Genomic DNA, 23484 nt, shown 5'->3' on the forward strand with positions numbered 1-23484 from the left:
TCCTCCCATCGTTTCTCCTGATATAATAATATCAAAATTATCTGAACAACAGTAAATAATGGGTTTTTACTAGTATAATGGATAAATCACCATGACTAGACAGAAAGAGGGAAAGATTCATGAATGGAACAGCACATATGATCATCGGGGCAGGTGCCGGCTTCCTGGCAGCTAATTATATACAGGCAGCACCTGCCGAAACAATTGCTTTGATAGGGGCAGGCGGGGTGTCCGGTCTGATTCCGGACCTCGATGTGGACGGCAAACTTCGGAATACCTTTACATCTTCCTACCAGTTCTTGATGACTCTGGCTCAAGTAATTGGGGTTGCGGTCATCATCTACAGCTGGTGGGCCGGTACAGGCCAGGAGATGTGGAAGGGAATTGCAGCCGGGCTGGGGATCATGCTCGTATCCACATTTATAAAGAAGCGGCATTTGTTGACAGTTGCCGGGGCGGGGGCTTTTGCCGGCGGATTGTTCCTCGGTGAGAATTGGCTCTTACTGTTCGGCATCTATATCATCATTGCCTCACTCGTTTCACACCGGACCTACACCCATTCTTTGATAGGACTGGCTTTTTTTGCAATAATCGCTTACTATCTGCAGCAAAGTGTAAGGACAGAGGGGATTCTGATTGCTTGTGCAGGAGGATATGCCAGCCATTTGGCAGCTGATATGAAATGGCTTCCTTTTAATAAAAGAGGCGTCAAGCTTTTGTTGCCTTTATCCCGGAAAGAAATCTAAGCTTAAGGGCTGAATGCCTTTAAGCTTTTTGTTTTTTCCTGGTGCCAGGCACACCTCGGAATTTGTCGAAAGAGTACCAATTTCTACTAAGCTTAAGTTGAAGGAAAACCGGGTAAAGGAAAATACTATAAATAACGAGTTAGAAGGTGTGCCATACGTGAATTTACCACTTTTCCTTGGGTTGTTTCTATTAACTTTATTTCTTACGGCTTACTTCGGCACGAAGATCCTGCGCATACCTGATATTGTCATATACATACTCCTGGGGGCAGGCATTTCGCTTGCCGGACTTCTTGATGAAGTCAAAACAATAGAAGTGGCAGGGGAAATTGGCTTGATTCTTCTATTCTTCCTGCTTGGCATGAAGTACCCCTTGAAAGAAATCGGACCAAAAGGAAGAAGGGTATGGAAGCCGGGGGTCCTGGACATTGTACTTGGGGTGGGTGTAACAGCCGGGATTTGCGCATTGTTCGGGCAGGGGCTTTTCAATTCCCTGTTAATAGGCGGCCTGGTGTATGCAACCAGTTCATCCATCACCATCAAGCTGCTTGAACATAATAAAAAGCTGGACAGGAAGGAATCAGGTTATGTCCTGAGCCTTTTAATATTTGAAGATATGGTCGCGCCGATTTTGATCACCATCCTGATTGGGCTAAGCGGGGAAGGCTTCAGCCCGGTGGACTTTGTGCTGATCTTCCTGAAAGTGGCACTCCTTATAGGTCTTGCTGCGGCAATCAGCCACTATACTCAAAAAAAGGCATATACCCTTGTTGAAAAGTTCCTTCATGAAGATTATCTACTCGTTTACATCATCGGACTGGCTTTGGCTTATGGAGGTTTTGCGGTATGGCTTGGTTTATCTGAGGTCATAGGAGCATTTCTTGCAGGACTGATGTTTGCCGGAACTAACTTTAAAGACAAAATTCATGAAGTGGCCCTTCCGGTGAGAAATTTATTCCTGCCTTTCTTCTTCCTCAACTTTGGCCTCTCCCTTGAGTTCACGAGTGAGATACCTGCTTTTGGGCTCTTATTTACGATTCTCCTTTGGTCAGTTGTCCACAAATTGATTGTTGGATACATAGGCGGCCAATGGTATGGGTTGAGCAGGCAGGAGTCCTTCGAAACAGGGTTCTCATTGGCGCCCCGAGGAGAATTCTCCGTCATCATTGCCGGTCTTGCATCGGGGGTTTTGCAGATTTTTGCCGGAGTATACATCCTTGCTGCAGCATTGCTGGGGATGCTGTTATGCCAGCTGTCTTCCAGGATAGGCGGAAGAGTATACAGGAAGGAGAAGAATGCTTAGAATTCGGGTGCAACATAGTTGAAAAAGGGAAAATGGTTCTCCTCACAGAACAAGCGGGAACATCGGAATGTAAAAAAGCGGGCAAAGGTATCGATAACCTTGCCCGCTTTGCTTCTATTTAATATACTTTATCGCCGTTGAAGATTGAGTTTTTCACAACTACATAATCCACATGGCGGATGGCGTCAAGTGTGCTGCCTCCCGCATAAGAAATGGAAGACTGCAGATCCTGCTCCATTTCTGTCAAAGTGTCGATCAAGGAACCTTTGTGTTCCACGAACATTTTCTTTCCTTCAACGTTTTTCTTTTCACCTTTTTGAAACTCAGAAGCAGAACCGAAGTACTCTTTAAAAGCTTTCCCGTCTCTTTCGACTGTTTCCCCAGGTGATTCTTCATGTCCGGCGAATAAAGAACCGATCATGACCATGGAAGCACCAAATCTGATGGACTTGGCAATATCTCCGTGAGTGCGGATCCCGCCATCAGCAATGATAGGCTTGCTTGCTGCTTTTGCACACCAGCGAAGGGCTGCCAGCTGCCAGCCTCCAGTACCAAATCCTGTTTTGATCTTTGTAATACAAACTTTGCCCGGTCCGATGCCGACCTTCGTTGCATCCGCACCGGCATGCTCCAATTCCCTCACTGCTTCCGGAGTCCCGACATTACCTGCAATGACAAAGCTGCCAGGAAGATGTTCCTTTATGTGTTTAATCATGTTAATGACAGCATTGGAATGGCCGTGTGCAATATCGATTGTAATGAACTCAGGGGTAACACCCTCTGCTGCCAACTGTTCAACAAATCCGTATTCCTCTTCTTTCACACCTACACTGATAGATGCGATAAGCTCTCTTGCGTGCATATCTCTTACAAAATTAAGTCGTTTTTCCGGCTGAAAGCGGTGCATGATATAGAAATATCCATTCTCCGCTAAATAAACTGCAATATTTTCATCTATGATTGTCTGCATGTTTGCAGGTACCACTGGCAATTTAAACGAATAACCGCCTAAAGTAACGGTTGTATCACACTCAGAACGACTATCCACTACACATCTAGCAGGAATTAATTGAATATCTTCGTAATCAAACACGTTTTCCATTTATAACACTCCTAAAAACGAATATTATTTTTGTATTAGTTAATAAATGTTCGTACATTACGAATTTACCTTATTTTATTACTTATGTCAAAGTATTTTGCGGCAAGGGAAAATATGTAAAAGTATTCCAACTTATTGTATTATTGGATGTGCTTGGTGGGTATTCAGAAAAAGGAGATGGTTATATGAATAATGCTGTTTCACTCAAGCTCGGTACTGTATTCTTGACGCTGGTCCTGTTATTCGGCCTGCCATTTTGGGCATTTTTGAAAACCGGCCGTCCATTCCTGGAATGGACACTGTTGATTGGTATTTTCATGACAACAGCTATATTTTATTGCCACGGCCCCGGATACAGACCACTTGCCGGGGAAAGAAAGAATAGATTCCATCAGTCCATCCCTTTTTGGCTATCCTTCTCTTACACTATAGCCGCATCTTTTCTTACATATCTATTTTATGGAGAGTACTTTTAAAGTTGAGGTAAGATTCGGGTTTCAAGGATAAATGGCTTTAGAGTTTACCCTGAGAGAAACGGCCGAAATGAAGGAAGCATCCAGAAATGAATATTGATGAGAGACATGCTATCATGGAATCAAATAGATCTTTAAGGGAAGGTGAGAGAATGGCTGAGATTCTGCAGGAACCGTTTAGTGCTGACAGGCCTTTTGAGGAAATCATACAGGGAAAAAGAAGCCTTGTGGTGTTTGTCAGACACCCTGGCTGACCAGTGTGCAGATCATTTCTTGCGCAGTTGCGTGAGCATTATGACCAGTTGACGGAAGGCGGGGCACAAGTCATTGCCATTGCTCCTTCGAATCGTTCGCTGCTGGAGCGCTTTACAAAGGAGTTTGGACCGTATCCATTTACGATTTATGGAGATCCCGAGCGAAATTTATATAGAAGTATGGGGCACAAGACGATGGCTAAATGGAAGCTGATCGCGAAAGCTGGAAAAGCTTTTCTTAAGGGTGGAAAGAAGGCATTTCTTCCGGAAGATGAAGGAAAGAGGGAAGTCGTACAAGAATCTCTCAGTACCCAGGACATATATATTCAAGGCGGTTCGTGGATCTTTAATGAAAAGGGAGAAGTGGTATGGAGCCACATAGATGAATCCCCGGAAGACCATGCATCCATCAAAGAACTTCTAAAACAGCTGAATTGAAAAAAACCCCCTTTTCGACAGGAAAAGGGGGTTTTTGCTATTAAAGAGGAGTAATTTTGTGCCGGGTATAAAAATTCTGGTAACGATAGAATAGTTCGACTTGTATATTCTGTCCTTCCAGAAAGAAGGTGTAATAGGTCTGAATGGAAGTAGAGTCTTTTTCAAACTGAATGGATAAAGTTTCAGCTTTGGATTCAATATGATCTTCTAATTCATTCCTTTTAATTGTAGCGGGTTGTTCACTTTGCTGTTGAACTTTTTCAATATAGTTATCTATGGCAGACAGAAGTTCTTGTTCTCTCTGTGGTAAATGGTTGATGTTCATTCTACGATATCCTCATCCTTTATAAAAGTTTAGATAAACCAATATATGGAAATTAAAAAAGTCAGAAAAGAAGGCATTCCCTCCTCTTCTGACTTATGTCCGGTTCTATGCCCATTTCATTGCTATCAGAATAAGATTTTTCTGTTGAGATCAATCATTTCTTCTAATAATAACATGAATGGCATGATTTTAATAGGGTCTATTTGGAAGGTGAGAGGTTAAAAAGGATGACACTTCTGTCCTTTTCGAAGTTCCAGTCAATAAAGAAATCAGTGAGTTCGGCCTCCAGACTTTCTTCAAATAGTTCTTTTGATTCTGCGATAAGTTGCTTTTCAAGATTCCGTTTTGCAATTCTTAAGGTTTCTTGAAACCCAAGCCTGATAAGTTCTTTTTCCAGGCTGATGAATATCCCTTCCCGAATAATCAGTAAATTACGTGAATCGATCATTATTGAGTAGGTGTTTTCAGGTGTCTTTTGTACTTCTTTACTTAGCCTGTTGATTTCCTGAATGACTATGCCGCTGTTTTTATATTGATTGACAGGCGTGGAAGGATGTTCATCATTAGAAGAAGACAAGAGGGCAATCATCATGCCTGTTTGGTTCTGAAGCTCCCAATCATAGTAGAATTCTTCCACGGATTGACCGGAGTTCAGTTCAATGAAGGATGTAATGTCTTTGACCAGGCCATCCACCATCAGGTCCCTGATTTTCTCCACATAAACTGTCTGGTCGTTATTGATGAGCGACTTTTCCATTGAGGAAAGGAAGCTGGTCATATGAACAACGACATACTGGCCGGACACCGTACAGATAACATTTCCCGGCCCGCGGCCAAAATGATCTCGCAGCAAGCGGCCGATATAGCTGGATATATTCTTTTCTAAATTGGTTTTTACCATAAATTACCTCACTATTTAAATTATTCCTTATTCTTTTCCCTTAATTAAATAAAATAAAACCGTCCTATGTCCTTAGAATGGGCAGATTGGGAAGTTTGATACTTTATTTTCAATATTGATTTCTTTTATAATGAACTCATTAACTAACAGATTATGGAGAAAGTGAACGAACTTTAAAGGAGGTGGTGGAGGTGACAGAGATGAGGTCTGTGTCAGATTCTGCAGCGGCTCATGCAAAGCCTGTTAGTGGAAAGGCGATACTTTGCATGGGGTGAGAAGCGTTTCAATAATCGCCCGGGCAAGCTTTCACATTTCTGATTAATCGGGCTTTGCACCTTATTTATTTTTACAAAAAAATTATAAGGGGCTGGCTGAATTGAAAGCTGCAAAAGCTAATGATCTATTACCTGAGCACCTGCTCAAAGAACTTCAGAAATATGTTCAGGGAGAAACAATCTATATTCCCAAACCACGATCTTCTTATCAAAAGTGGGGTTCCCGGTCAGGCGGAAGAAAGCGGTTCAAGGAACGGAATTCCGCCATTAAGGAAGCATTCAAAAGCGGATGCGGAATTGAGAAGCTGGCAGAGGAATATTTTCTTTCTCCTGAAACGATAAAGAAAATTGTATACACAAAATGACAACTTGGAAAGCACTGCAGAATCATCCGCAGTGCTTTTTGTATGGCAGATATATTCTATAAACATTCTCGGTATATTCACAACACCAGGGGATACTTTACAATGGAAGTGAAGTCTTTAAAAGGAGTAATGAAAATGGAACCTTTTATCAAAAATGATCAGTATAACTTCATTAAAGCGCAGACGAAAATTTTGATCAATGGACATTCGGCTGCTAGTGACCCGAATGTCCTTAAAGCTTTGAAAGCTATGGCATTGGAGAAGGTGATGGGTCTTGTACCGGGTCTTTCCCAGGATCACAAGGATTTGCTGGAACCGATCATCACGATTAAAGATAAACAAGAAGCGGAGATGTTTCTTGCTAAGGTAAGACCGTATGTAATTCCTTTCCGTGACATCTCTGAAAAAACATTGCAAAAGCTGTTTCCGAAAGTAAAAAAATTGAAGCTTCCCGACCTTGAAAATACAGACTTTAGAGCGATTACGTATCTTGGCTGGAATGACATCGGCCAGGAAAGAAAGTATATAGTATTTGAAAGGGATGGAAAATTGACCGGTGTCAGAGGCAGATTCAAAAATCACAGTCAAAAAGGGGTATGCTCGATCTGCAACTCCATTGAAAATGTTGGGATGTTCATTACCGAGTCCAAAGCTGCAGCAGACGGCACCTTTAAAAACCGCGGCAACTACATCTGCCAGGACAGCCATGTGTGCAATCGGAACCTTCAAAGTGAAGAAAAGTTCCAGGAGTTCATGGAGCATTTGCAGAACATGTAGCCAGGGGTTGGATAGTACAAACAAAGAACGCACTCTCAGGAGCGCGTTTTTTTGTTGTATATGTGCAGTGGCGGAGTCGTGTCGAATTGCCTCGCTTTGCTGTTACCATGACTCTCCACCACTGAAAAAGCGATGCACCCTTAGGGAACATCGCTAAATACCTCACTATGAATGTTCTGCTGCCAATTCGACCTTTTTCGGGTCGTGCCTGTCACCGGCAAGGAGTTTCAAGGCGACGAACAGGAATGCCAGGGCTCCCATCATCCGGACAGAAGCTGTAAGAATCATCGCGCTGCCCATCCCGAACATATTCAGGAGCAGGACGCCGAACTGCGGTGCAAGGAATCCAATGATCGCCAGCAGGAAATTATAGTTTGCGATATAGGTTGTCAGGTGTTTCTGAGGCGAAGAATTAAGAAGCTGGTTGAACAACAGAAGGTTCGTACCCGCTACAAAAATCCCGATCCACAGGTTGATGATGGTGATATAGTAAAGGTTCGTTGAAACGATCATCAAGGCGGGAGCTGTCGCCATTCCGGCAGCTGCAACGAAAAGCATCATCGTGTTGCCGTATTTGTCGGCGAATCTTGCCCACCATTTAATGCTGACAATCTGAGAAAGCTGGTTTGTAACAGAAAACATACTGAACCACAGGGCTGTTGCATTGGCTTCCTTGATCTGATAGATACTGAAAATCGACCAGCCCATCTGTGCCCCGAAGTTGAACAGCAGAGCACAGATGATGAAAGCTACATAAGGCTTATGTTTGAATACTTCCCATGAGAATCTCTTTTTTTGACCTTCTTTTTCCTCTGGTAAGGTCTGTTCCACAGGTGATTCTTTATGTTTGATCAAATAAAAAACTTCAACCAAGGCAAATCCAAATCCGGCAATAAACAGGACCTGATAAGGGAATACACTGTCCTCATTAAATTGCTCCAAAAAGAAACCGGTTGAAAATGTGACAATCATTGCAGTGATCGTAGTCCATCTGTTCCTGGAGCTGAAGAAGTTTCCTCTTCTCTCCTCAGGGACAAGATCGCCTATCATCGACTGCCAGGACAATCCTGAAAGTGCCCCGGGAAAGTTCATTAAGGCAATCAGTCCGACCAGGGCCCAAGGGGCAGACTGGGGAGACAGGAACGGGACGAACAAAATCAGCATGAACAACAGTCTCGTTGCAAACGTTGAGGCAACCGCAAAATTTCTCTTGCTTTTTACCCGGTTCAGCCACATGGCACCTGGAATCAAGGCAAGCATTCCGATGATCGAGGGAAGTGAAGTGATCAGCCCCATCTGCGTGTTAGTCGCACCCAGGACACCAATGGCAAACAACGGGATATATCCATTCACAGCATTTGTCGAAACGGTAGAAGCGACTCCGTTATAAACACTGAGTTTTTCATTACTATTTAATTTCAAGCGTACAGCTCTCCTCTTTTCACTTTATAAAGGAATAAATCAGCCAGGCGCCGTCCGCTTGTATAAGCCGGGAATCGATCCTAACGAAATATCCTGATTGATTGTACTTTTTTGCTTTTCAGCTGACAAGATGATTTGTAAAAAACAGTCAAATGGATTTACCTTCTCAATTGAGAAGGAGGGTAATATGGACTAGGTTCTAAAGTCGGATAAAATTCGACAAATATCGAGGTGAGCCAGGCGCATGAGCTGTTTATTCCCGGTATAAAGAGAGAACCTCATACTAAATGATGATAGGAGTGGACGGCAGCCAGTATGTTGGCAGGGAACAAATACATTGCTGATGGCCCTTCAGGGGGAACATTACATAGGATACAGGCGGTGGTGAATTTTATTGGTGCAGATACTTGCAGGGCCTTATCCTTCGAATAACCCGGAAGGATTGGGAAAACCTAATACCAACAAACTAAAAGGGGGTATTAGGTATGGTGAAACACAAGTCAAACAATAGAATGAAAGAGCAGCTGAAGTCCGTTATAAACGAAACGGATAATCCTGCGATAATAAATGACGTTATCGATACAGAGCTTGGTGCCATGCCGGATGTGGCATCAGATGAACTGACGACAGCGGAACGGTACTCTGTACGGAATTCGACAGACGGCAAGACGTGGAACAGCTCAGATGACCATCGATAATGAATTACAGGTCCTTAATAGGGCCTTTTTTTTGCGGAAGTTAACCCCTTCGGTAGTATGAAATAGGCCAAATTACAAATAGTAATCTCAGAGAGTTTAGTAAAGGAGATACGCTTATGTATAAGATTGAAGTCAACAACCTCACGAAAGTCTTCGGATCGAACCCTAAGGATGGACTTAAACGATTACAGGAAGGGCAGGGAAAGGAAAAAATTCTAGAAGAGACAGGGATGACCGTTGGAGTGAATAATGCCTCATTCCAAGTAAAGCCGGGTGAATTCTTCGTCATCATGGGACTTTCCGGAAGCGGTAAATCAACGCTTATCCGATTGGTGAACAGATTGATTGAACCAACCGCAGGCGAAGTGCTGATTGACGGCCATAACATTACTGAAATGACCAAGACAGATCTTATGCTTACCCGCAGAAAAAAACTTTCAATGGTCTTCCAGAAGTTTGCATTATTTCCTCACAGGACTGTCCAAGACAATGTGGAATACGGTTTGGAGATTCAGGGGATTGCCAAGGAAGAGCGGGCTAAAAAAGCTCTGCAATCCATCCTTGACGTTGGACTGAAAGGATATGAAGACAGCTATCCAGATCAACTAAGCGGCGGAATGCAGCAAAGGGTTGGGCTTGCGCGTGCTCTTGCCAATGACTCCGACATCCTGTTGATGGATGAGGCCTTCAGTGCACTGGATCCCCTAATCAGGAAGGAAATGCAGGATGAGCTTTTGCACCTTCAAAGCAAGCTTGGAAAAACCGTTCTATTTATCACTCATGATCTGGATGAGGCGCTGAAGCTCGGTGACCGGATTGCCATCATGAAAAACGGTTCGATTGTCCAAATCGGCACTGCAGAAGAGATCCTCGAAAATCCGGCAAATGAATATGTCTATAACTTTGTGGAAGATGTTGACCGCTCAAAAGTGCTGGTGGCTGAAAACGTCATGAAAAAACCGGACGTTGTGACAACTTGGAAAGATGGTCCGCGAATGGCTGTTAAAAAAATGGAGGATGCCGGCCTTTCCAGCATATTTGTGGTGGATAAAGATAAGAACCTGAAAGGAATCTTGACAATTGACTCTGCGATTCAAGCCTATAAGGAAAATAAATGGGTGGAAGATGTACTGGAGCAGGATTATTTCACAACAACCCTTGAAACGCCGTTGAGTGACCTTATTGGGGTAGCGGCAGAATCCAAATATCCGATTGCCGTGGTGGAGGACAATAAGCTGATGGGCATCATCGTCAGGGTGTCGATTCTGTCAGGTCTGGTACTCGGTAAAGATCAAAGTGAGGTGGCGGCAGAGTGAATTACTTTACATTGCCTTTGGAAGAATGGACAAATGATTTTGTGTATGAATGGCTGATTCCGGTATTGGGCGGTTTCTTTGAAGCTATCAGCAATATTATCTCGTTTTTCATCAATGGAGTGGCAGATATTTTTACCTGGATTCCCCCCGAGGTCATGTCGGTCATCCTTATTCTCCTTTCTTGGCGGCTCGCAGGCAGAGGGGTGGCGGTGTTTACACTGATAGGCGTGTTCTACCTCGGGTCAGTCAATCTTTGGGAGGACGCCATGCTGACATTGGCAGTCGTTGTGGTCGCGACGCTGTTTTCGATCATCATCGGGGTGCCCCTCGGGATTTTGTCAGCCAAATCGGAAACGCTGGACAAAGTGGTGAGACCGATTCTCGACTTTATGCAGACTCTGCCAAGCTTCGTTTACCTTATACCGGCCATCCTCCTGTTCGGTTTGGGTGAAGTGCCGGCTGTCATATCCACCTTCGTCTTTGCTACACCGCCTGCAGTCAGGATGACCAGTCTTGCAATCAGACAGGTACCCGCTGATATGGTGGAAGCTGCCAAAGCTTTTGGTTCCACCTCGTGGCAGATGCTGACAAAGGTGCAGCTCCCGGTTGCTGTTCCAACCATCATGGCAGGAATCAACCAGACGATCATGCTTGCCTTATCCATGGCGGTCATCGCTTCGATGATTGGAGCTCCGGGCCTGGGTTCAACTGTCCTCGCCGGGATTTCAAGTGTAAACGTCGGTCTGGGACTTGTCGGTGGTTTAGGGATCGTTGTGTTGGCGATTATTCTTGACCGGATCACACAGGGACTTGGCCAGAAAAATTGAGAATGGAGATGAATGGCATGAAAGGGTGGAAAATCGGCTTCACTATGCTGGCGGCAGTAATTATGCTGACCGCCTGTGGAACGGGTGCAAATGATGAAGGAGAAGATAATGCAAAGCAAAATGGAGGGAACAATGAGGGAATCACCATAAACTTTGGTGTCACACCTTGGACAAGCACTGTGCCGCCTACCAAAACTGCCAAGTTGATTCTCGAAGACATGGGCTACACGGTGAATGAAACGAAAGCGGATGCCGGCGGTGTATATACCGGGATGGCAAGAGGAGACTTGGACGTGTTCATGGATGCCTGGCTTCCTGATATGCATGCAAACTATATGGAAAAGTACGGCGATAAACTTGATGATACGGCAGTCAGCTATTCTGAAGGCGAACTGGGCTGGGTGATTCCGACCTATGTAGAAGGGGTTGAATCCGTCGAGGATATTAAAGGGAAAGAAGATTTGTTTGGCGGAAAAATTTATGGAATTGAAGAAGGTGCCGGAATGACGGTAACCTCAAGGGAAATGATTGAAAAGCTGGGACTGGATCTGGAATATGTCGCCTCGAGTGAAGGCGGGATGCTCGCCCAGGCCCAGAGGATGATGGAAAATAAAGAGCCTGTATTGTTCCTGGGCTGGCGTCCGCATCCAATGTTCGTTAATTACGATTTGAAAGTGCTGAAGAGCCCGGATGATTACTTCCAAACATCTGAAGTCCATGTCATCACAAACAAGGAACTGAAAGATGACGCAGCGGAGGCTTACGAATTCCTGAGCAAATGGAAGATGCCGGTTGAAGATATCGAAGAAATGATCGTCAAGATTGACGAAGGACAAGAAGCTGAAAAAGTGGCCAGGGAGTGGATTGATAACCACCAGGACCAAGTCAAGGAAATGAAAGGCGAATGACCAAGAGGACCTTGCCCTTTGGGGCAAAGTCCTCTTTAGTCCTTTAAAGCGGCAGGGGACTGTCCCCTGCTGCTTTAAAGGGGTAAAGTACTAGTAAATCTTCACATCTCCGCTTGTGATCGAAACATCGATCTCATATTTTCCTGAGCCGTGGGTACCAGAGATGTCCCCGCCATCGGTTTTTTGATTGGAAAGCGGGAACTCAGTGGAAATGCTCCCGCTGGTTGCTTCACCCGCCAGCTTGAAGTCTGCATCATCAGGGAGGTCCAGCTCAACATCTCCTGAGCTAAGATCGAAGCTTATATCGCCTTTCAGTTCCTTGATTTCAACTTCCATTTCACCTGATGAGAGCTCCCCATTCAGGGGTCCGGTATAGTCATAAAGCTCGACATCGCCAGAACTGATATCGATGATTCCTTCTTTAGTGATAAAACGATCGGCTGTCAGGCTGCCCGATGATCCATTGTGAATGAATTTCTCTGATTTGATATCCGCCAAATCAAGATCCCCGGAACTCATGTCTGTTCTTAGAGTATGAAGTACCATCGGTTCAGAAGAAGAAGGTCCGGAAAACTCAAGGCTTCCTGAACCAATATTGATATCCATGTCCCGGTCGTAATCTTCAGGGATATAAACCGTCAATTCCGACTCTTGGCTGAAGGATAACCAGCTGAACCATTTCCGCTTGACTTCCACCCGGATATCATCACCCCTGGCAATGATGATCAGGTTTCCTTTCCCTTTCAGCTCTGCCTCGACATCATCTCGTTTTTCCGGAATCACCACTGTATCGCTGCTGGCGACATCGATTTCTATTTTGTCTATGTCATTGCCAACAGCGATACTGTTTTCCCCGGTCCGTTTCCCGGAAGCAAACAAAGATGTATTATCATTGAGAATGATGAGTACCGAACCGACCACCATGGCTGCTATGATAATCGCAAACAAATTTTTCATGTGTATCCCTCGTTTCCAGTATCGTTATCTATATCTCCATCTTATTGTGTTTACCAGGTTTATACAATGACACCGGCGATTTATTTTGCAGTAAGACCAGAGACGTAGAAGCCGATTTTACCGAAAATGCAGGAACGGGTTATAAAAAGTGCCTGTGAGTGGCAGAATGGAAGCTAAAACGGGAGAATGTGGCGATGTATCTACTCCTTGTGGTAATTGTCTATATACTATTTGCGGTTATTTTTGTGGATTGGACGCGGTGGAAGGATTATTATCCCACCGTCCAGTATTATTTGATCTGCAATCTTACCTATAACTTCTTATTCTACAACCATACATTATGGAAGTATAAGGCTGTGACCGTTGGCTGGTTGAACCATACCCTGATCGAGCTGACGTTCTCGTTTTTTATCCTGCCGGTCGTCATCATGATTTACTTGCGCTTCTTGCCATTGGCGAAAAAGAAACTCCTTGTTTATGTAATAATATGGATTGCTTACTTTACTTTTCTCGAGTATCTCTTTTTCAAACGCGGCCTGTTTGTTTATGAAAATGGCTGGAACGTAGTTTGGTCGCTCATTTTTAATATCATCATGTTTGTCATGCTCAGGCTTCATTTTAAAAATAAGCTGCTTGCTCTGATTATTTCCGTTCCGCTCATCACTGTGTTGCTTCTGATTTTTCATCCGTCACTTGAGGACATGAAATAGAAGGTGTGCTGTATGTCAATCTTGAGTCTCCCGGTATTTCTCGTTTTATTAATAGGTACCTATATTTTGATGGGACTGTATTTAAAAAAGCAAAAAGACAAAACAAAATAAAAAACTTCTTGTATTTCCCAACTGTATTCGTTAAACTATTTCTAATTTAATTTACAGCATTGACAGGAATAAGTAGCAGATCATCTCCCTATTTCAGAGAGCCGGCGGCTGGTGGAAGCCGGTATACAGGTGAATGTGAATTACCTCCTTGAGCTTTCTTTGTGAACAAGTGCCAGTAGCAAAGGACGGGTGAACCGTTATATCTTAGAGTGGAAGAGCGATCTTCAATGAGGGTGGTACCGCGTGCAGAACCACGTCCCTTTTCAGGGATGTGGTTTTTTATTTTGGAAAAATTGAAGGAGGAGATCAGGATGGCGGATTGGATGAAGAATCTGAATGAAGACCAGTTAAAAGAAGTGGAAAGGCAGTTCACAATCTATGCCGGCGGTGCCCAGGAAGTCATCCCGGAAGCCGGACTCAAGCAGAAGATCGCAAAATCGATTGTGACCAGGTTGCCGCTGAAGATCAAGCTCGGACTTGATCCGACAGCACCGGACGTGCATATCGGCCATACAGTGGTTTTGAATAAAATGAGGCAGTTTCAAGAGAATGGCCATATCGTCCAGTTGATCATTGGCGATTTCACAGGGAAAATCGGGGATCCAACCGGAAAGTCGACAGTGAGGAAGCAGCTGACGGATGAAGAGGTGAAGCATAACGCCCAAACGTACTTCGAGCAGTTTGGGAAAGTGCTTGATCAGGAGAAAGCGGAGCTGTTCTATAACTCGAAGTGGCTCAAGAACCTCAACCTGGAAGATGTCATCCGTTTGGCTGGCAGCATCACAGTGGCAAGGCTGCTCGAACGCAATGATTTCTCAGAAAGACTATCTGCCGGAAAGCCGATTTCCCTTCACGAATTCTTTTACCCTCTGATGCAGGGATACGATTCAGTCTTCCTTGAAAGTGACATCGAGCTGGGAGGGACTGACCAGCATTTCAATGTGTTGATGGGCCGGGGACTTCAGGAGCATTTCGGAAAAGAAAAACAGGTCGTGATGCTCCTTCCGCTGCTCGAGGGCCTGGATGGGAAAGACAAGATGTCAAAATCCAAGCATAACTACATTGGCATCGATGAGGACCCACATGAGATTTTTGGCAAAACAATGTCCATTCCTGATGAACTGATGGTAAAATACTTTGACCTCGCCACAGATTTGCCGTTGGAAGAGAAAAAAGATATCGGTGAAAATCTTGAAAATGGCAGCCTTCATCCCCGGGATGCAAAAATGCTGCTGGGGCGCACTCTCGTCAGGATGTACCATGGAGAGGACGCTGCAGAAAAAGCGCAGTCTCAATTCAAGTCCGTTTTTCAAAAGGGAGCCCTTCCCGATGATATCCCTGTTGTTCAATGGGAGAAGGCCGAGGAAATTTCCGTTGTGGACCTGCTGGTTGAGCTGAATATGCTGAGCTCTAAAAGTGAGGCGCGCAGGATGATCGGAAACGGCGGGGTGAAAATCGATGGAAGCAAAGTGGAGGACCCCGCTCTTAAGGTCGTCCTGACAGATGGCATGATCATCGGAGTCGGCAAGCGCAAATTCAACCAAATCAAGCTCTAACAAAAAAAATAAAATAATTTTGGTAAAACATGTTTAATGCGGGACCTGTTGGGTATAATAAATTAAGTAAAATACTATAACGAAATGTTTGTTTTGTTAGACATTAGGAGGAAAAAGAAAAATGGAACAAGGTAAAGTAAAATGGTTCAACAGCGAAAAAGGTTTTGGATTTATCGAGCGCGAAGGCGGAGATGATGTATTCGTACACTTCTCAGCAATTCAAGGTGAAGGCTACAAAAGTTTAGACGAAGGCCAGGAAGTTTCTTTCGACATCGAAGAAGGCCAACGCGGACCTCAAGCTACTAACGTCCAAAAACTATAATTAAGAATGAAATTTATAAAACAAGTCCTCTTCATTGAGGGCTTGTTTTTTTGTGGAGAGCAGCCGATGAGATTAGGGTGCGTCATGGAGGCTGCAGATGCGACTAACCAGCCAAAAGTTGATAGAAAGAGAAAATTCGACGATAGAAAGGACAAACTCGTTGATAGAACCCCCAAACTCGTTGATAGAACCCCCAAACTCGTCGATAGACCCTACAAACTCGTTGATAGAACAACCAAAGTCGACGATAAGAATCTGCGATCCCCACAGAAACCCTCCTGACAGATATTTCAAGCCGAAGCCGGTGTCAGCGAAAACCAAACAGGGTATTAAAACGGAAAAAAGGCGGTGTCCATATGTTTGAATTACAGTACTTCACTCCAGATGACTTTGACCAGATGATCGGCTGGTTCGACTCAAAACGTGAATATATCCAGTGGGGCGGAGGCGGCTTCGGCTATCCGCTGACCCGCAGCAAGCTCCATTCTCATATAGAAGGCGCGAACCAGGAGGGCAGTAAAAAGTTCATTTTTAAATTGGTTGAAACGGAAACCGGAAAAGCGGCAGGCCATATTTCACTGGAGAGCATTGACAGGGAGAATCGTTCTGCCCGTGTCTGCCGGGTGCTGGTTGGCGATGATTCGATGCGTGGGAAAGGTATCGGGCAGGCCATGATGGATGAAATCCTGAAGACGGCCTTTGGGGAACACCAACTCCATCGCGTAAGTCTGGGTGTCTATGATTTTAACTATTCTGCCATAAAGTGCTACGAGAAGGCAGGTTTTCAAAAGGAAGGGCTCAAACGTGACGTCCAAAGGTATGAAGACGAGTATTGGAACCTATGGGAGATGAGCATCCTGGAGGATGAATGGAAGAAAAAAGTAGACATATATCAGAGTTAAAGTGATATGATGTTCCTGTAAGCTATCTTTTTTGAAAAAGGAGAACTAATTGAATGAAGAAGCAATGGAGTAAAATCGCTTTAATTCTTGCAGTCTTTTTTGGTCTAGTGGTAAATAGTACAGTCATGGCAGCCGATAATGAAACGAACAAGGATAGTATAAATGAAAAATTCGGGCTTCCAATTGTGGTCCTGGGAGAATCCCTGTCTGATGCCCAAAAGGAAGAAGTCAGGAAAGCCCTTGAGGTGAACGACCCTGAAATGGTTGAAGAAATTACGGTGACAGGAGAAGATCTTGCCCGTTATATACAAGGTGAGGACAGAAATGCGAGAATGTTTTCATCTGCTAAAATCACCCGGAAAGAAAAAGGGGAAGGCCTGGTCATTGAGCGCGCAACTCCAGGAAATATCACGGAAGTAACTGATGAAATGTATGCGAATGCGTTATTGACAGCCGGAGTGGAGGATGCCACAGTCATTGTCGCTTCCCCTATCAAGGTCAGCGGGCATTCCGCACTTACTGGAATTTATAAAGCCTATGAAGTCAGCGGGGAGAAGCTGGACTCCGTCCGAATGGAAGTTGCCAATGAAGAGCTGGGCCTTGCAACAGAATTGGCAAAAGAGGAAGGGATGAGTCAGGAGAAGGTCAGTGAACTCCTTACAGAAATCAAAAAGGAGATTGCTGAACAGAATCCGGCTACAAAAGAAGATGTTGAGCGGATCGTCAGTGAACAGCTGGAGAAGCTGAATCTTGAATTAAGTCCTGAAGACCGTCAATTATTGATCGACTTGTTTGATAAAATGAGAAATCTTGATATTAATTTTGATAATGTAAAAGGGCAGCTGGAAGATATCTCAAAGGATATCAAACAGAGATTGGAAGACGTGGTCGGTGAGGAAGGAAAAGGATTCTTGCAGGGAATCCTGGACTTTTTCAAAAACCTGTTTCAAGCAATAGCCGATATATTTAAATAAAATTTGTTGAATCCGGGAGGTTACCTCCCGGATTTTTTTGTTGCTTTCAGAAAAATCCCAGGTGCCGGATTTTTCCCCTGTATTCAAAGGTTTTACTTTTTCGAAAAAGAACGAACAGCTCTTTTCTCCCTGCTCACCGGGGTTTTTACGGCCATTTACCAGGGATTTATTTGAAATTTATAAGGAATAGCAACAAAGTTTACGAAATGAGCCTTGTCAAAAGAACTTTTGGTTTATGGCGGGAACTCTCTAGTGACGGTGAGGGGCTGATTTCCAAAGACTCTTATGAGGAGGTTGATTGGTGGGCGTGCGAAACCCATGTGGTCATAGAGGGTGTATGGGGTGGTGGAATCGACGTGTGAGGGAGATCGATGTGGTTATAGAGGGTGTATGGGGTGGTGGAATCGACGTGTGAGGGAAATCGATGTGGTCATAGAGGGTGTATGGGGTGGTGGAATCGACGTGTGAGGGAGATCGATGTGGTCATAGAGGATGTATGGGGTGGTGGAATCGACGTGTGAGGGAAATCGATGTGGTCATAGAGGGTGTATGAGGTGGTGGAATCGACGTGTGAGGGAAATCGATGTGGTCATAGAGGGTGTATGGGGCGGTGGAATCGACGTGTGAGGGAAATCGATGTGGTCATAGAGGGTGTATGGGGCGGGGGAATCGACGTGTGAGGGAAATCGATGTAGTCATAGAGGGTGTATGGTGTGGTGGAATCGACATGCTAGGGAAATCGATGTAGTCATAGAGGGTGTCTGGGTGGTGGAATCGACGTGTGAGGGAAACCCATGTGGTCATAGAGGGTGTATGGGGTGGTGGAATCGACGTGTGAGGGAGATCGATGTGGTCATAGGGGCAAACAAAAAACGGTGGACATCCTTATAGGCACAACCTCCTCCTTTGTGTAAATTAAATTTAGAATTGAATAAATTTTACAAAAATATTACAATATTTACGAAAGGGAGGGTGGGTATGAAGAGCAGGTTATATTTTTTATTTAAGATTCCATTCTATTATTTTCTTGGAATTTTGGGGATCATTTTTGTCAGTATAGCTCCCCAGGCATTCAAGGAGAGAGGGATATATAACGGGATCGGTTACTTGGAGGAGTTCTTCAAGTTTGCGGTTTCACTGCCGAAGAAAGAAACGTGGTTTTATATGTACAAGGGGTACGAGGTCGATGTCATAGATATGCTGCTCGAACCTTATTATTATTCTTTGCAGATTTTGTTTGGCGCTCTGGCAGCAGGGCTTGGACTGGCTTTGGTCCTTACATATTTCACGGTGCTGATGCCAAAATGGCTGATGTCGCCTATCAAGAAATCGCTGGGATTCCTTGAAACGGTTCCGGACTTGATGGTTGCGTTCCTGCTGCAATTGTTCATCGTCTTTTTTTACAAAAAGTTCGGTATGGAATTAATGATGTTTACGGCTCTGGGCGAAGAAAAAGTATATCTTGCCCCGATCATTACACTGTCCATCATCCCGATGCTGTCATTCTACAGGATTCTTCTTCTCGTTACGGAAGAGGAATTACTGAAAACGCACATCGAGTTTGCCCGGAGCAAAGGGATGGGGAAAACGAAGATTCTCAGATCTTATGTACTGAAAAATATCTCTCCGAGTGTTTTCTACCATGGCAAGATCATTTTGTGGGGTATGTTATCGAGTTTGTTCATCATCGAAACCGTTTTTAACATGAGGGGAATCACCTATTATATTGTCGAGGACTTCAGGCCGATTACCGTGGCTGCTGCACTCATCATGATTTACACACCATTCTTCCTCCTTTATCAGCTTATCTATACATGGCTGAGGACGGAAGACATTGAAGATCATTCAAAGTATAAAAAAGATCGTTCTCCGATTACGGAGTGGAAAATATGGGGACATATTGCAGTGCTTTGGAGGCTGCTGCGCCAGCATATGAAAAATCCGAAGTTTGCAGTCGGTTTCCTCGCTCTATTCGGAATGATCACCTACAGCCTCCTTTATACAATCTTTGCAAAAGTACCGGTTGAACAAATCGTCTGGCTGCGGGACGATAAGGGGAAGCTGATCAGTGCGCCTCCTCATAAGCCCTCGGGCCTAATGATCCTGGGGTCAGATTATTTCGGTTACAGCATCATGGACCAATTGATCGTCGGTGCGAAATATACATTGATTTTTGCACTGATTGTTGCATTGCTGAGAGTGCTTATGGGATTCTATCTATCAGTCTATTATCATTTTTATCTTAATGGATACAGAAAGAACTGGATGACCAGAATCGTCGATTCGATTCATTTTCTGCCATTGAGTATCATAGCGTACTTATTATTGAGGCCGGTGCTGTGGCAGGATCCGTTCTCGGATATCCAATATTCGATGATGGAGAAGCTTTTGTTCGAAGCTTTTATTTTGACGATCCTTGTCATTCCGTTGACGACTGTGTTAATCGGCAATGAAATGAAGGAACTGTCTAAGAACGAGTTTATCCTGAATGCCAAGCTCATGGGGGGAAGCAACAGGCATATTCTTTGGACACATCTCTTTCCGCACCTGGCCCCAAGGCTGTTCATCCTGTTTGGCCAGCAATTCATCCAGGTGTTGTTTATACTTGTCCATCTTGGCCTCTTTCACTTATTTCTCGGCGGGACGATTGTCACTAGAGGGGATATGCCGGATCCTCCCAAAACGTCCACCTTTGAATGGTCCGGGTTGATCAGTTCCACAAAGAATGCGTTGATGACGGGTAACTACTCGATTGTCCTGGCTCCTTTAGCAGCGTTCATGATTTCCATTATTGCAATGCAGCTGATCGTACAGGGAGTGAAGGAAATCCAGCAGAAGAAAGTGGGGGTAAATGTGCTCCAGCGTAAACGGAAGAAAGAAGAAGCCGCGAATCCGGCTGCAGTGCAGCCCCAGCCGGCAGACTTTGTCCTTGCACCTTCAAAGGTGGTTGACCACTGAACAAATCCCGCTGGTTCCTTAGGAGCAGCGGGATTTTTGTCATTTATTTATTCTTCTGAGGGTTCTTCATCTGGGTCCGGCTCTTCCGGATCAGCATCTGAACCTTCATCATCATCAAAATTGTCTTCCTCTGCGCCAGGTTCATCCTGATCGGTACCATCATTGGAATCTATTTCTTCTTCGACTTCATCGACCTCCGGCGGCTGTTCTTCAATGTCCCTGCAGCCGGAAAGCAGGAAAGAGAAACAAAGCGGAAAGGCCAGGAGCAGCGCGCGAACCTTCTTCAAAGAATCACCACTTTCATAGAAATTAGTCTTTACGTGATTTTTACCCCTTAAAAATATGCTTAAACGAATGGGTACAGGTGAGTAAATTTACTATGATTAACAGCGATTTTACTTTAAAATGAACATAAGACTTTTTTCCTATTAAATCTGATTGGGGGTGAAGTGTTGTTAGCCAGTTATGGAGTGCTTATACACTTTTTTCTTTGGAGCGTATTTTTCTCGGTCATTAATGGTTACTTTATGATTCAGTCAGTCCAGAAGGGATCACTCTTCAACAGATTGGTCCGCTCGAACTTGCAAAAGGCCGTCCTTATCGGCTCGACTTTCTTTTTGACCAACATGTTCGTTGTGCTGGCACTTGACCTTCCTTATAATAAAACCCAATTTGCTGTTTATATCATTACTTTTTTACTGAGCTGTATAGCAGGTACATATTTTGCCATGGGACTGGCAGTGAAAAAGACTGCGGAAATGCGGTACTACCTTCTTGGAGGGCTCACGCTGACTCTGGTGATACTCATTTCTGATTATACTGCTGTCTTCATACTGTTCCATTCCATCATTGAAGTGAAACCGGTCATGGTCTTTATGACGTTTCTATTAACATTGGGCATTTCCTTTTATTCTCTTAGGTTCCTCCTTCAGATCAGCAGGGAAACCCAAAAGGGAGACACAAACCTTTGGGTCCTCGTTGGCTCCGTTGCAGCAGGGATTGCATTAGCCGGTTTACCGTACCTTACAGCCATGTCAATCCTGCGGGTGATCAATGAAGAGAATCCCGATCTCCATCTGTCCATGCTGCCATATGCAGTGGAAATCCTGATGGTATGGGTGCTTTCAGTCATCCCTGATATGTTTGGCGAACAGCGTAATCTCGAGAATCTATCAAAGGTAAAGGTGAGCGAACAGCATTTTCAATCCTTGTTCAATCATAATCCGGATGCCGTTATTTCATTCACATTGGATGGGCGCTTCTTGACGGCCAACCAAGCTGCAGAGGAAATCACAGGCTATACCCGAAATGAGCTTCTCGGCATGTCCATACAAGATCTCGTGGCCCCGGGCGAGCTGCCGCAGACCCTTAAGAAGTTCGAACAAGTGAAAAATGGAAAGTCACAGCAGGCGGAAATCAGCCTCATAAAAAAAAATCAGTCGGTTGGCATTGTGAGTGTCACAGGTGTCCCTATTGTGACGGATGACGGCATTGAAGGGGTCTATGCGATAACCAAGGATATTACGGAAAGCAAAAAACAGTCCAATACCATTGATTATCTCTTTCACTATGATGAGTTAACCGGGCTGCCCAACAGAAGAAAATTCATTTCCGAAGTGGAGGAAGCTGTCCGGGAGCAAAGGCCGTTTGCTTTATACAGCTTGGATTACGGAAGGTTAAGGACCATACGGGATGTATTCGGCTTTAAGGTCGGCGACCAGGTATTAAAGGAATTATCCCTACGATTATTATCCGTCCTGCCGAATGGAAGTGCTGTTTCAAGATTCGGAGGGGATGAAATCTACTGTCTGGTGCCGCAGGTGAATGCAGAACACGAACTTAAACCAGCGTTGGAGCGGCTGCACGGTATCCTGGGCACTTCCTTTTTTGTCGAAGGCCATGAGATCTTCATGGAAATGAAAGCGGGAATTGCGTTCTTCCCTGAAAACGGTCTGGAGCCTGAGTTATTAATCAAGTGCGCAGATACAGCAAGGGCCTCCATTCCGGAAAATTCCTTCTATAATTATGCTGTTTACCAGAATGAAATTGTCCAAAGCAACATTGAGAAAATTGTTATTGAGAATGATCTCAAAAGAGCCATTGAGCACGATGAATTGACACTCCATTATCAGCCGAAAATCAATTCCCTGCATAATGAGCTGGTGGGTTTCGAAGCTTTGGTAAGGTGGAAGCATCCGGTAAAAGGTTTGATTTCCCCGGGTGTCTTCATACCGGCAGCAGAGCAAACGAATCTTATCGTTGCTCTGGAAGACTGGGTACTGAAGAAAGCTTGCAGTCAGATTCGGGAATGGCAGGAAACGGATTTGAAAGGGCTGCCCGTATCGGTGAATATTTCGCAGCGGTCTTTTGCCAATCCAGCCTTTATAGATAATGTGGTAAGGGTTTTAAGATCTTACGATATCGCTGCTCCCCTCCTGGAAATCGAAATAACAGAGAGTATGACGATGTTCAATGAAAATGTCACGATTGAAAAATTAAACCGTATAAAAGAACTTGGCATCAGCATCAGCCTCGATGATTTTGGAACGGGCTACAGTTCTCTCAGCTATTTAGACAAGCTTCCAATTGATACTGTGAAAATTGATAAGTCATTCATCGATGATCTGAGAACCGATCAATCAGCAATGGTCTCCACCATCCTTGCTATTGCCCTGCATAATGGCCTGGGTGTGATTGCAGAGGGAGTGGAACATAAAGAGCAAGTCACTATGCTGCAAAGCCTGGGCTGTGATAATATCCAGGGCTATTTCTTCAGCCGTCCGCTTCCTCCGGAGGAAATCGGAGAGAAATATTTTGCGAAAGCCGGGTGAATTTTTATATACTCAGAAAAAAGGAGTGATTGT

At 44.4% G+C, this 23484-nt stretch carries 25 protein-coding genes and 1 other annotated feature; of the genes, 19 read left to right on the forward strand and 6 right to left on the reverse strand.

Features of this window, described 5'->3' with window-relative positions:
* The first annotated feature begins 119 nt into the window (after positions 1-119).
* Both D3H55_RS12475 and D3H55_RS12480 read left to right on the forward strand, forming a co-directional pair.
* On the forward strand, positions 120-746 hold the full coding sequence (locus D3H55_RS12475; RefSeq protein ID WP_119547249.1) for a metal-dependent hydrolase: 627 nt from the start codon (positions 120-122) through the stop codon (positions 744-746).
* 157 nt (positions 747-903) lie between these two features.
* Complete coding sequence (locus tag D3H55_RS12480) at positions 904-2049, forward strand: cation:proton antiporter (RefSeq protein ID WP_119547250.1); 1146 nt, start codon at positions 904-906, stop codon at positions 2047-2049.
* A gap of 118 nt (positions 2050-2167) precedes the next feature.
* On the opposite strand, the gene guaC is transcribed toward D3H55_RS12480, so the two are convergent.
* Positions 2168-3151 (reverse strand): GMP reductase, encoded by a 984-nt coding sequence (gene guaC, locus D3H55_RS12485; protein WP_119547251.1) that lies wholly within the window; start codon positions 3149-3151, stop codon positions 2168-2170.
* Between the two features lie 185 nt (positions 3152-3336).
* On the opposite strand from guaC, the gene D3H55_RS12490 reads away from it, so the two are divergent.
* The 3 genes from D3H55_RS12490 (at position 3337) to D3H55_RS12495 (ending at position 4316) form a co-directional block, all read left to right on the forward strand.
* Entirely contained in the window at positions 3337-3627 is a 291-nt protein-coding gene (locus tag D3H55_RS12490; RefSeq protein ID WP_119547252.1) for a hypothetical protein, read from the forward strand.
* Between the two features lie 86 nt (positions 3628-3713).
* Entirely contained in the window at positions 3714-3878 is a 165-nt protein-coding gene (locus D3H55_RS24280) for a hypothetical protein (RefSeq protein WP_168413060.1), read from the forward strand.
* Positions 3879-3881: 3 nt separating this feature from the next.
* On the forward strand, positions 3882-4316 hold the full coding sequence (locus tag D3H55_RS12495; protein WP_119547253.1) for a peroxiredoxin-like family protein: 435 nt from the start codon (positions 3882-3884) through the stop codon (positions 4314-4316).
* Between the two features lie 40 nt (positions 4317-4356).
* Here the strand turns inward: D3H55_RS12495 and D3H55_RS12500 are convergent, their stop codons facing one another.
* Complete coding sequence (locus D3H55_RS12500; RefSeq protein ID WP_119547254.1) at positions 4357-4641, reverse strand: hypothetical protein; 285 nt, start codon at positions 4639-4641, stop codon at positions 4357-4359.
* Positions 4642-4840: 199 nt separating this feature from the next.
* Positions 4841-5542: a Na-translocating system protein MpsC family protein gene (locus tag D3H55_RS12505; RefSeq protein WP_119547255.1), complete on the reverse strand. Its 702-nt coding sequence runs from the start codon at positions 5540-5542 to the stop codon at positions 4841-4843.
* A gap of 376 nt (positions 5543-5918) precedes the next feature.
* On the opposite strand from D3H55_RS12505, the gene D3H55_RS12510 reads away from it, so the two are divergent.
* The gene (locus tag D3H55_RS12510; RefSeq protein WP_119547256.1) at positions 5919-6182 is read left to right on the forward strand and encodes a CD3324 family protein; all 264 of its coding nucleotides are present in this window, start codon (positions 5919-5921) and stop codon (positions 6180-6182) included.
* 135 nt (positions 6183-6317) lie between these two features.
* The gene (locus D3H55_RS12515; RefSeq protein WP_119547316.1) at positions 6318-6959 is read left to right on the forward strand and encodes a FusB/FusC family EF-G-binding protein; all 642 of its coding nucleotides are present in this window, start codon (positions 6318-6320) and stop codon (positions 6957-6959) included.
* Positions 6960-7124: 165 nt separating this feature from the next.
* Here the strand turns inward: D3H55_RS12515 and D3H55_RS12520 are convergent, their stop codons facing one another.
* Complete coding sequence (locus tag D3H55_RS12520; protein WP_119547257.1) at positions 7125-8381, reverse strand: MFS transporter; 1257 nt, start codon at positions 8379-8381, stop codon at positions 7125-7127.
* A gap of 485 nt (positions 8382-8866) precedes the next feature.
* On the opposite strand from D3H55_RS12520, the gene D3H55_RS12525 reads away from it, so the two are divergent.
* The 4 genes from D3H55_RS12525 (at position 8867) to D3H55_RS12540 (ending at position 12130) form a co-directional block, all read left to right on the forward strand.
* On the forward strand, positions 8867-9079 hold the full coding sequence (locus D3H55_RS12525) for a hypothetical protein (protein WP_119547258.1): 213 nt from the start codon (positions 8867-8869) through the stop codon (positions 9077-9079).
* A gap of 116 nt (positions 9080-9195) precedes the next feature.
* Entirely contained in the window at positions 9196-10395 is a 1200-nt protein-coding gene (locus D3H55_RS12530; protein ID WP_119547259.1) for a quaternary amine ABC transporter ATP-binding protein, read from the forward strand.
* Entirely contained in the window at positions 10392-11222 is an 831-nt protein-coding gene (locus tag D3H55_RS12535) for an ABC transporter permease (protein ID WP_119547260.1), read from the forward strand. Before D3H55_RS12530 ends, D3H55_RS12535 begins: the two co-directional genes overlap by 4 nt.
* 17 nt (positions 11223-11239) lie before the next feature.
* Positions 11240-12130: a glycine betaine ABC transporter substrate-binding protein gene (locus D3H55_RS12540; RefSeq protein ID WP_119547261.1), complete on the forward strand. Its 891-nt coding sequence runs from the start codon at positions 11240-11242 to the stop codon at positions 12128-12130.
* Between the two features lie 90 nt (positions 12131-12220).
* On the opposite strand, the gene liaG is transcribed toward D3H55_RS12540, so the two are convergent.
* Positions 12221-13087, reverse strand: coding sequence for a LiaG family protein (gene liaG, locus D3H55_RS12545; RefSeq protein ID WP_119547262.1), 867 nt, complete (start codon positions 13085-13087; stop codon positions 12221-12223).
* A 158-nt stretch (positions 13088-13245) separates the two neighbouring features.
* Between liaG and D3H55_RS12550 the strand changes: the two genes are divergently transcribed.
* The 7 genes from D3H55_RS12550 (at position 13246) to D3H55_RS12580 (ending at position 20620) form a co-directional block, all read left to right on the forward strand.
* Positions 13246-13797, forward strand: coding sequence for a CBO0543 family protein (locus D3H55_RS12550; RefSeq protein ID WP_240628564.1), 552 nt, complete (start codon positions 13246-13248; stop codon positions 13795-13797).
* 161 nt (positions 13798-13958) lie between these two features.
* Positions 13959-14172 (forward strand) — a binding site (T-box leader).
* 47 nt (positions 14173-14219) lie between these two features.
* Complete coding sequence (gene tyrS, locus D3H55_RS12555) at positions 14220-15464, forward strand: tyrosine--tRNA ligase (protein ID WP_119547264.1); 1245 nt, start codon at positions 14220-14222, stop codon at positions 15462-15464.
* A 121-nt stretch (positions 15465-15585) separates the two neighbouring features.
* Positions 15586-15786 (forward strand): cold-shock protein CspD, encoded by a 201-nt coding sequence (cspD, locus tag D3H55_RS12560; protein WP_119547265.1) that lies wholly within the window; start codon positions 15586-15588, stop codon positions 15784-15786.
* A gap of 6 nt (positions 15787-15792) precedes the next feature.
* Positions 15793-16068, forward strand: coding sequence for a hypothetical protein (locus D3H55_RS24285; RefSeq protein ID WP_168413061.1), 276 nt, complete (start codon positions 15793-15795; stop codon positions 16066-16068).
* A gap of 74 nt (positions 16069-16142) precedes the next feature.
* Positions 16143-16688: a GNAT family N-acetyltransferase gene (locus tag D3H55_RS12570; RefSeq protein ID WP_119547267.1), complete on the forward strand. Its 546-nt coding sequence runs from the start codon at positions 16143-16145 to the stop codon at positions 16686-16688.
* Between the two features lie 53 nt (positions 16689-16741).
* The gene (locus D3H55_RS12575) at positions 16742-17662 is read left to right on the forward strand and encodes a DUF1002 domain-containing protein (protein WP_119547268.1); all 921 of its coding nucleotides are present in this window, start codon (positions 16742-16744) and stop codon (positions 17660-17662) included.
* 978 nt (positions 17663-18640) lie between these two features.
* A complete protein-coding gene (locus tag D3H55_RS12580) occupies positions 18641-20620 on the forward strand; it encodes an ABC transporter permease subunit (RefSeq protein WP_119547269.1) in 1980 nt (659 codons plus the stop codon).
* A 47-nt stretch (positions 20621-20667) separates the two neighbouring features.
* On the opposite strand, the gene D3H55_RS12585 is transcribed toward D3H55_RS12580, so the two are convergent.
* Positions 20668-20907, reverse strand: coding sequence for a hypothetical protein (locus tag D3H55_RS12585; protein WP_119547270.1), 240 nt, complete (start codon positions 20905-20907; stop codon positions 20668-20670).
* 240 nt (positions 20908-21147) lie between these two features.
* Here D3H55_RS12585 and D3H55_RS12590 point away from each other — a divergent pair, with 240 nt between their 5' ends.
* Entirely contained in the window at positions 21148-23451 is a 2304-nt protein-coding gene (locus D3H55_RS12590) for a putative bifunctional diguanylate cyclase/phosphodiesterase (protein WP_168413062.1), read from the forward strand.
* Positions 23452-23484 lie beyond the last annotated feature (33 nt).

The organism is Bacillus salacetis (assembly GCF_003581585.1).
Taxonomy (GTDB): domain Bacteria; phylum Bacillota; class Bacilli; order Bacillales; family Bacillaceae_B; genus Rossellomorea; species Rossellomorea salacetis.

Excerpts from the sequence above, each read along its gene's own strand:
- D3H55_RS12515 (WP_119547316.1), top strand. The coding sequence starts at position 6,318 with ATGGAACCTTTTATCAAAAATGATCAGTATAACTTCATTAAAGCGCAG.
- cspD (WP_119547265.1), top strand. The coding sequence starts at position 15,586 with ATGGAACAAGGTAAAGTAAAATGGTTCAACAGCGAAAAAGGTTTTGGA.
- tyrS (WP_119547264.1), top strand. The coding sequence starts at position 14,220 with ATGGCGGATTGGATGAAGAATCTGAATGAAGACCAGTTAAAAGAAGTG.
- D3H55_RS12580 (WP_119547269.1), top strand. The coding sequence starts at position 18,641 with ATGAAGAGCAGGTTATATTTTTTATTTAAGATTCCATTCTATTATTTT.
- D3H55_RS12490 (WP_119547252.1), top strand. The coding sequence starts at position 3,337 with ATGAATAATGCTGTTTCACTCAAGCTCGGTACTGTATTCTTGACGCTG.
- D3H55_RS12500 (WP_119547254.1), bottom strand. The coding sequence starts at position 4,641 with ATGAACATCAACCATTTACCACAGAGAGAACAAGAACTTCTGTCTGCC.
- guaC (WP_119547251.1), bottom strand. The coding sequence starts at position 3,151 with ATGGAAAACGTGTTTGATTACGAAGATATTCAATTAATTCCTGCTAGA.
- D3H55_RS12590 (WP_168413062.1), top strand. The coding sequence starts at position 21,148 with ATGATTCAGTCAGTCCAGAAGGGATCACTCTTCAACAGATTGGTCCGC.
- D3H55_RS12530 (WP_119547259.1), top strand. The coding sequence starts at position 9,196 with ATGTATAAGATTGAAGTCAACAACCTCACGAAAGTCTTCGGATCGAAC.
- D3H55_RS12525 (WP_119547258.1), top strand. The coding sequence starts at position 8,867 with ATGGTGAAACACAAGTCAAACAATAGAATGAAAGAGCAGCTGAAGTCC.
- D3H55_RS24280 (WP_168413060.1), top strand. The coding sequence starts at position 3,714 with ATGAATATTGATGAGAGACATGCTATCATGGAATCAAATAGATCTTTA.
- D3H55_RS12570 (WP_119547267.1), top strand. The coding sequence starts at position 16,143 with ATGTTTGAATTACAGTACTTCACTCCAGATGACTTTGACCAGATGATC.
- D3H55_RS12575 (WP_119547268.1), top strand. The coding sequence starts at position 16,742 with ATGAAGAAGCAATGGAGTAAAATCGCTTTAATTCTTGCAGTCTTTTTT.
- D3H55_RS12475 (WP_119547249.1), top strand. The coding sequence starts at position 120 with ATGAATGGAACAGCACATATGATCATCGGGGCAGGTGCCGGCTTCCTG.
- D3H55_RS12505 (WP_119547255.1), bottom strand. The coding sequence starts at position 5,542 with ATGGTAAAAACCAATTTAGAAAAGAATATATCCAGCTATATCGGCCGC.
- D3H55_RS12540 (WP_119547261.1), top strand. The coding sequence starts at position 11,240 with ATGAAAGGGTGGAAAATCGGCTTCACTATGCTGGCGGCAGTAATTATG.
- D3H55_RS24285 (WP_168413061.1), top strand. The coding sequence starts at position 15,793 with ATGAAATTTATAAAACAAGTCCTCTTCATTGAGGGCTTGTTTTTTTGT.
- liaG (WP_119547262.1), bottom strand. The coding sequence starts at position 13,087 with ATGAAAAATTTGTTTGCGATTATCATAGCAGCCATGGTGGTCGGTTCG.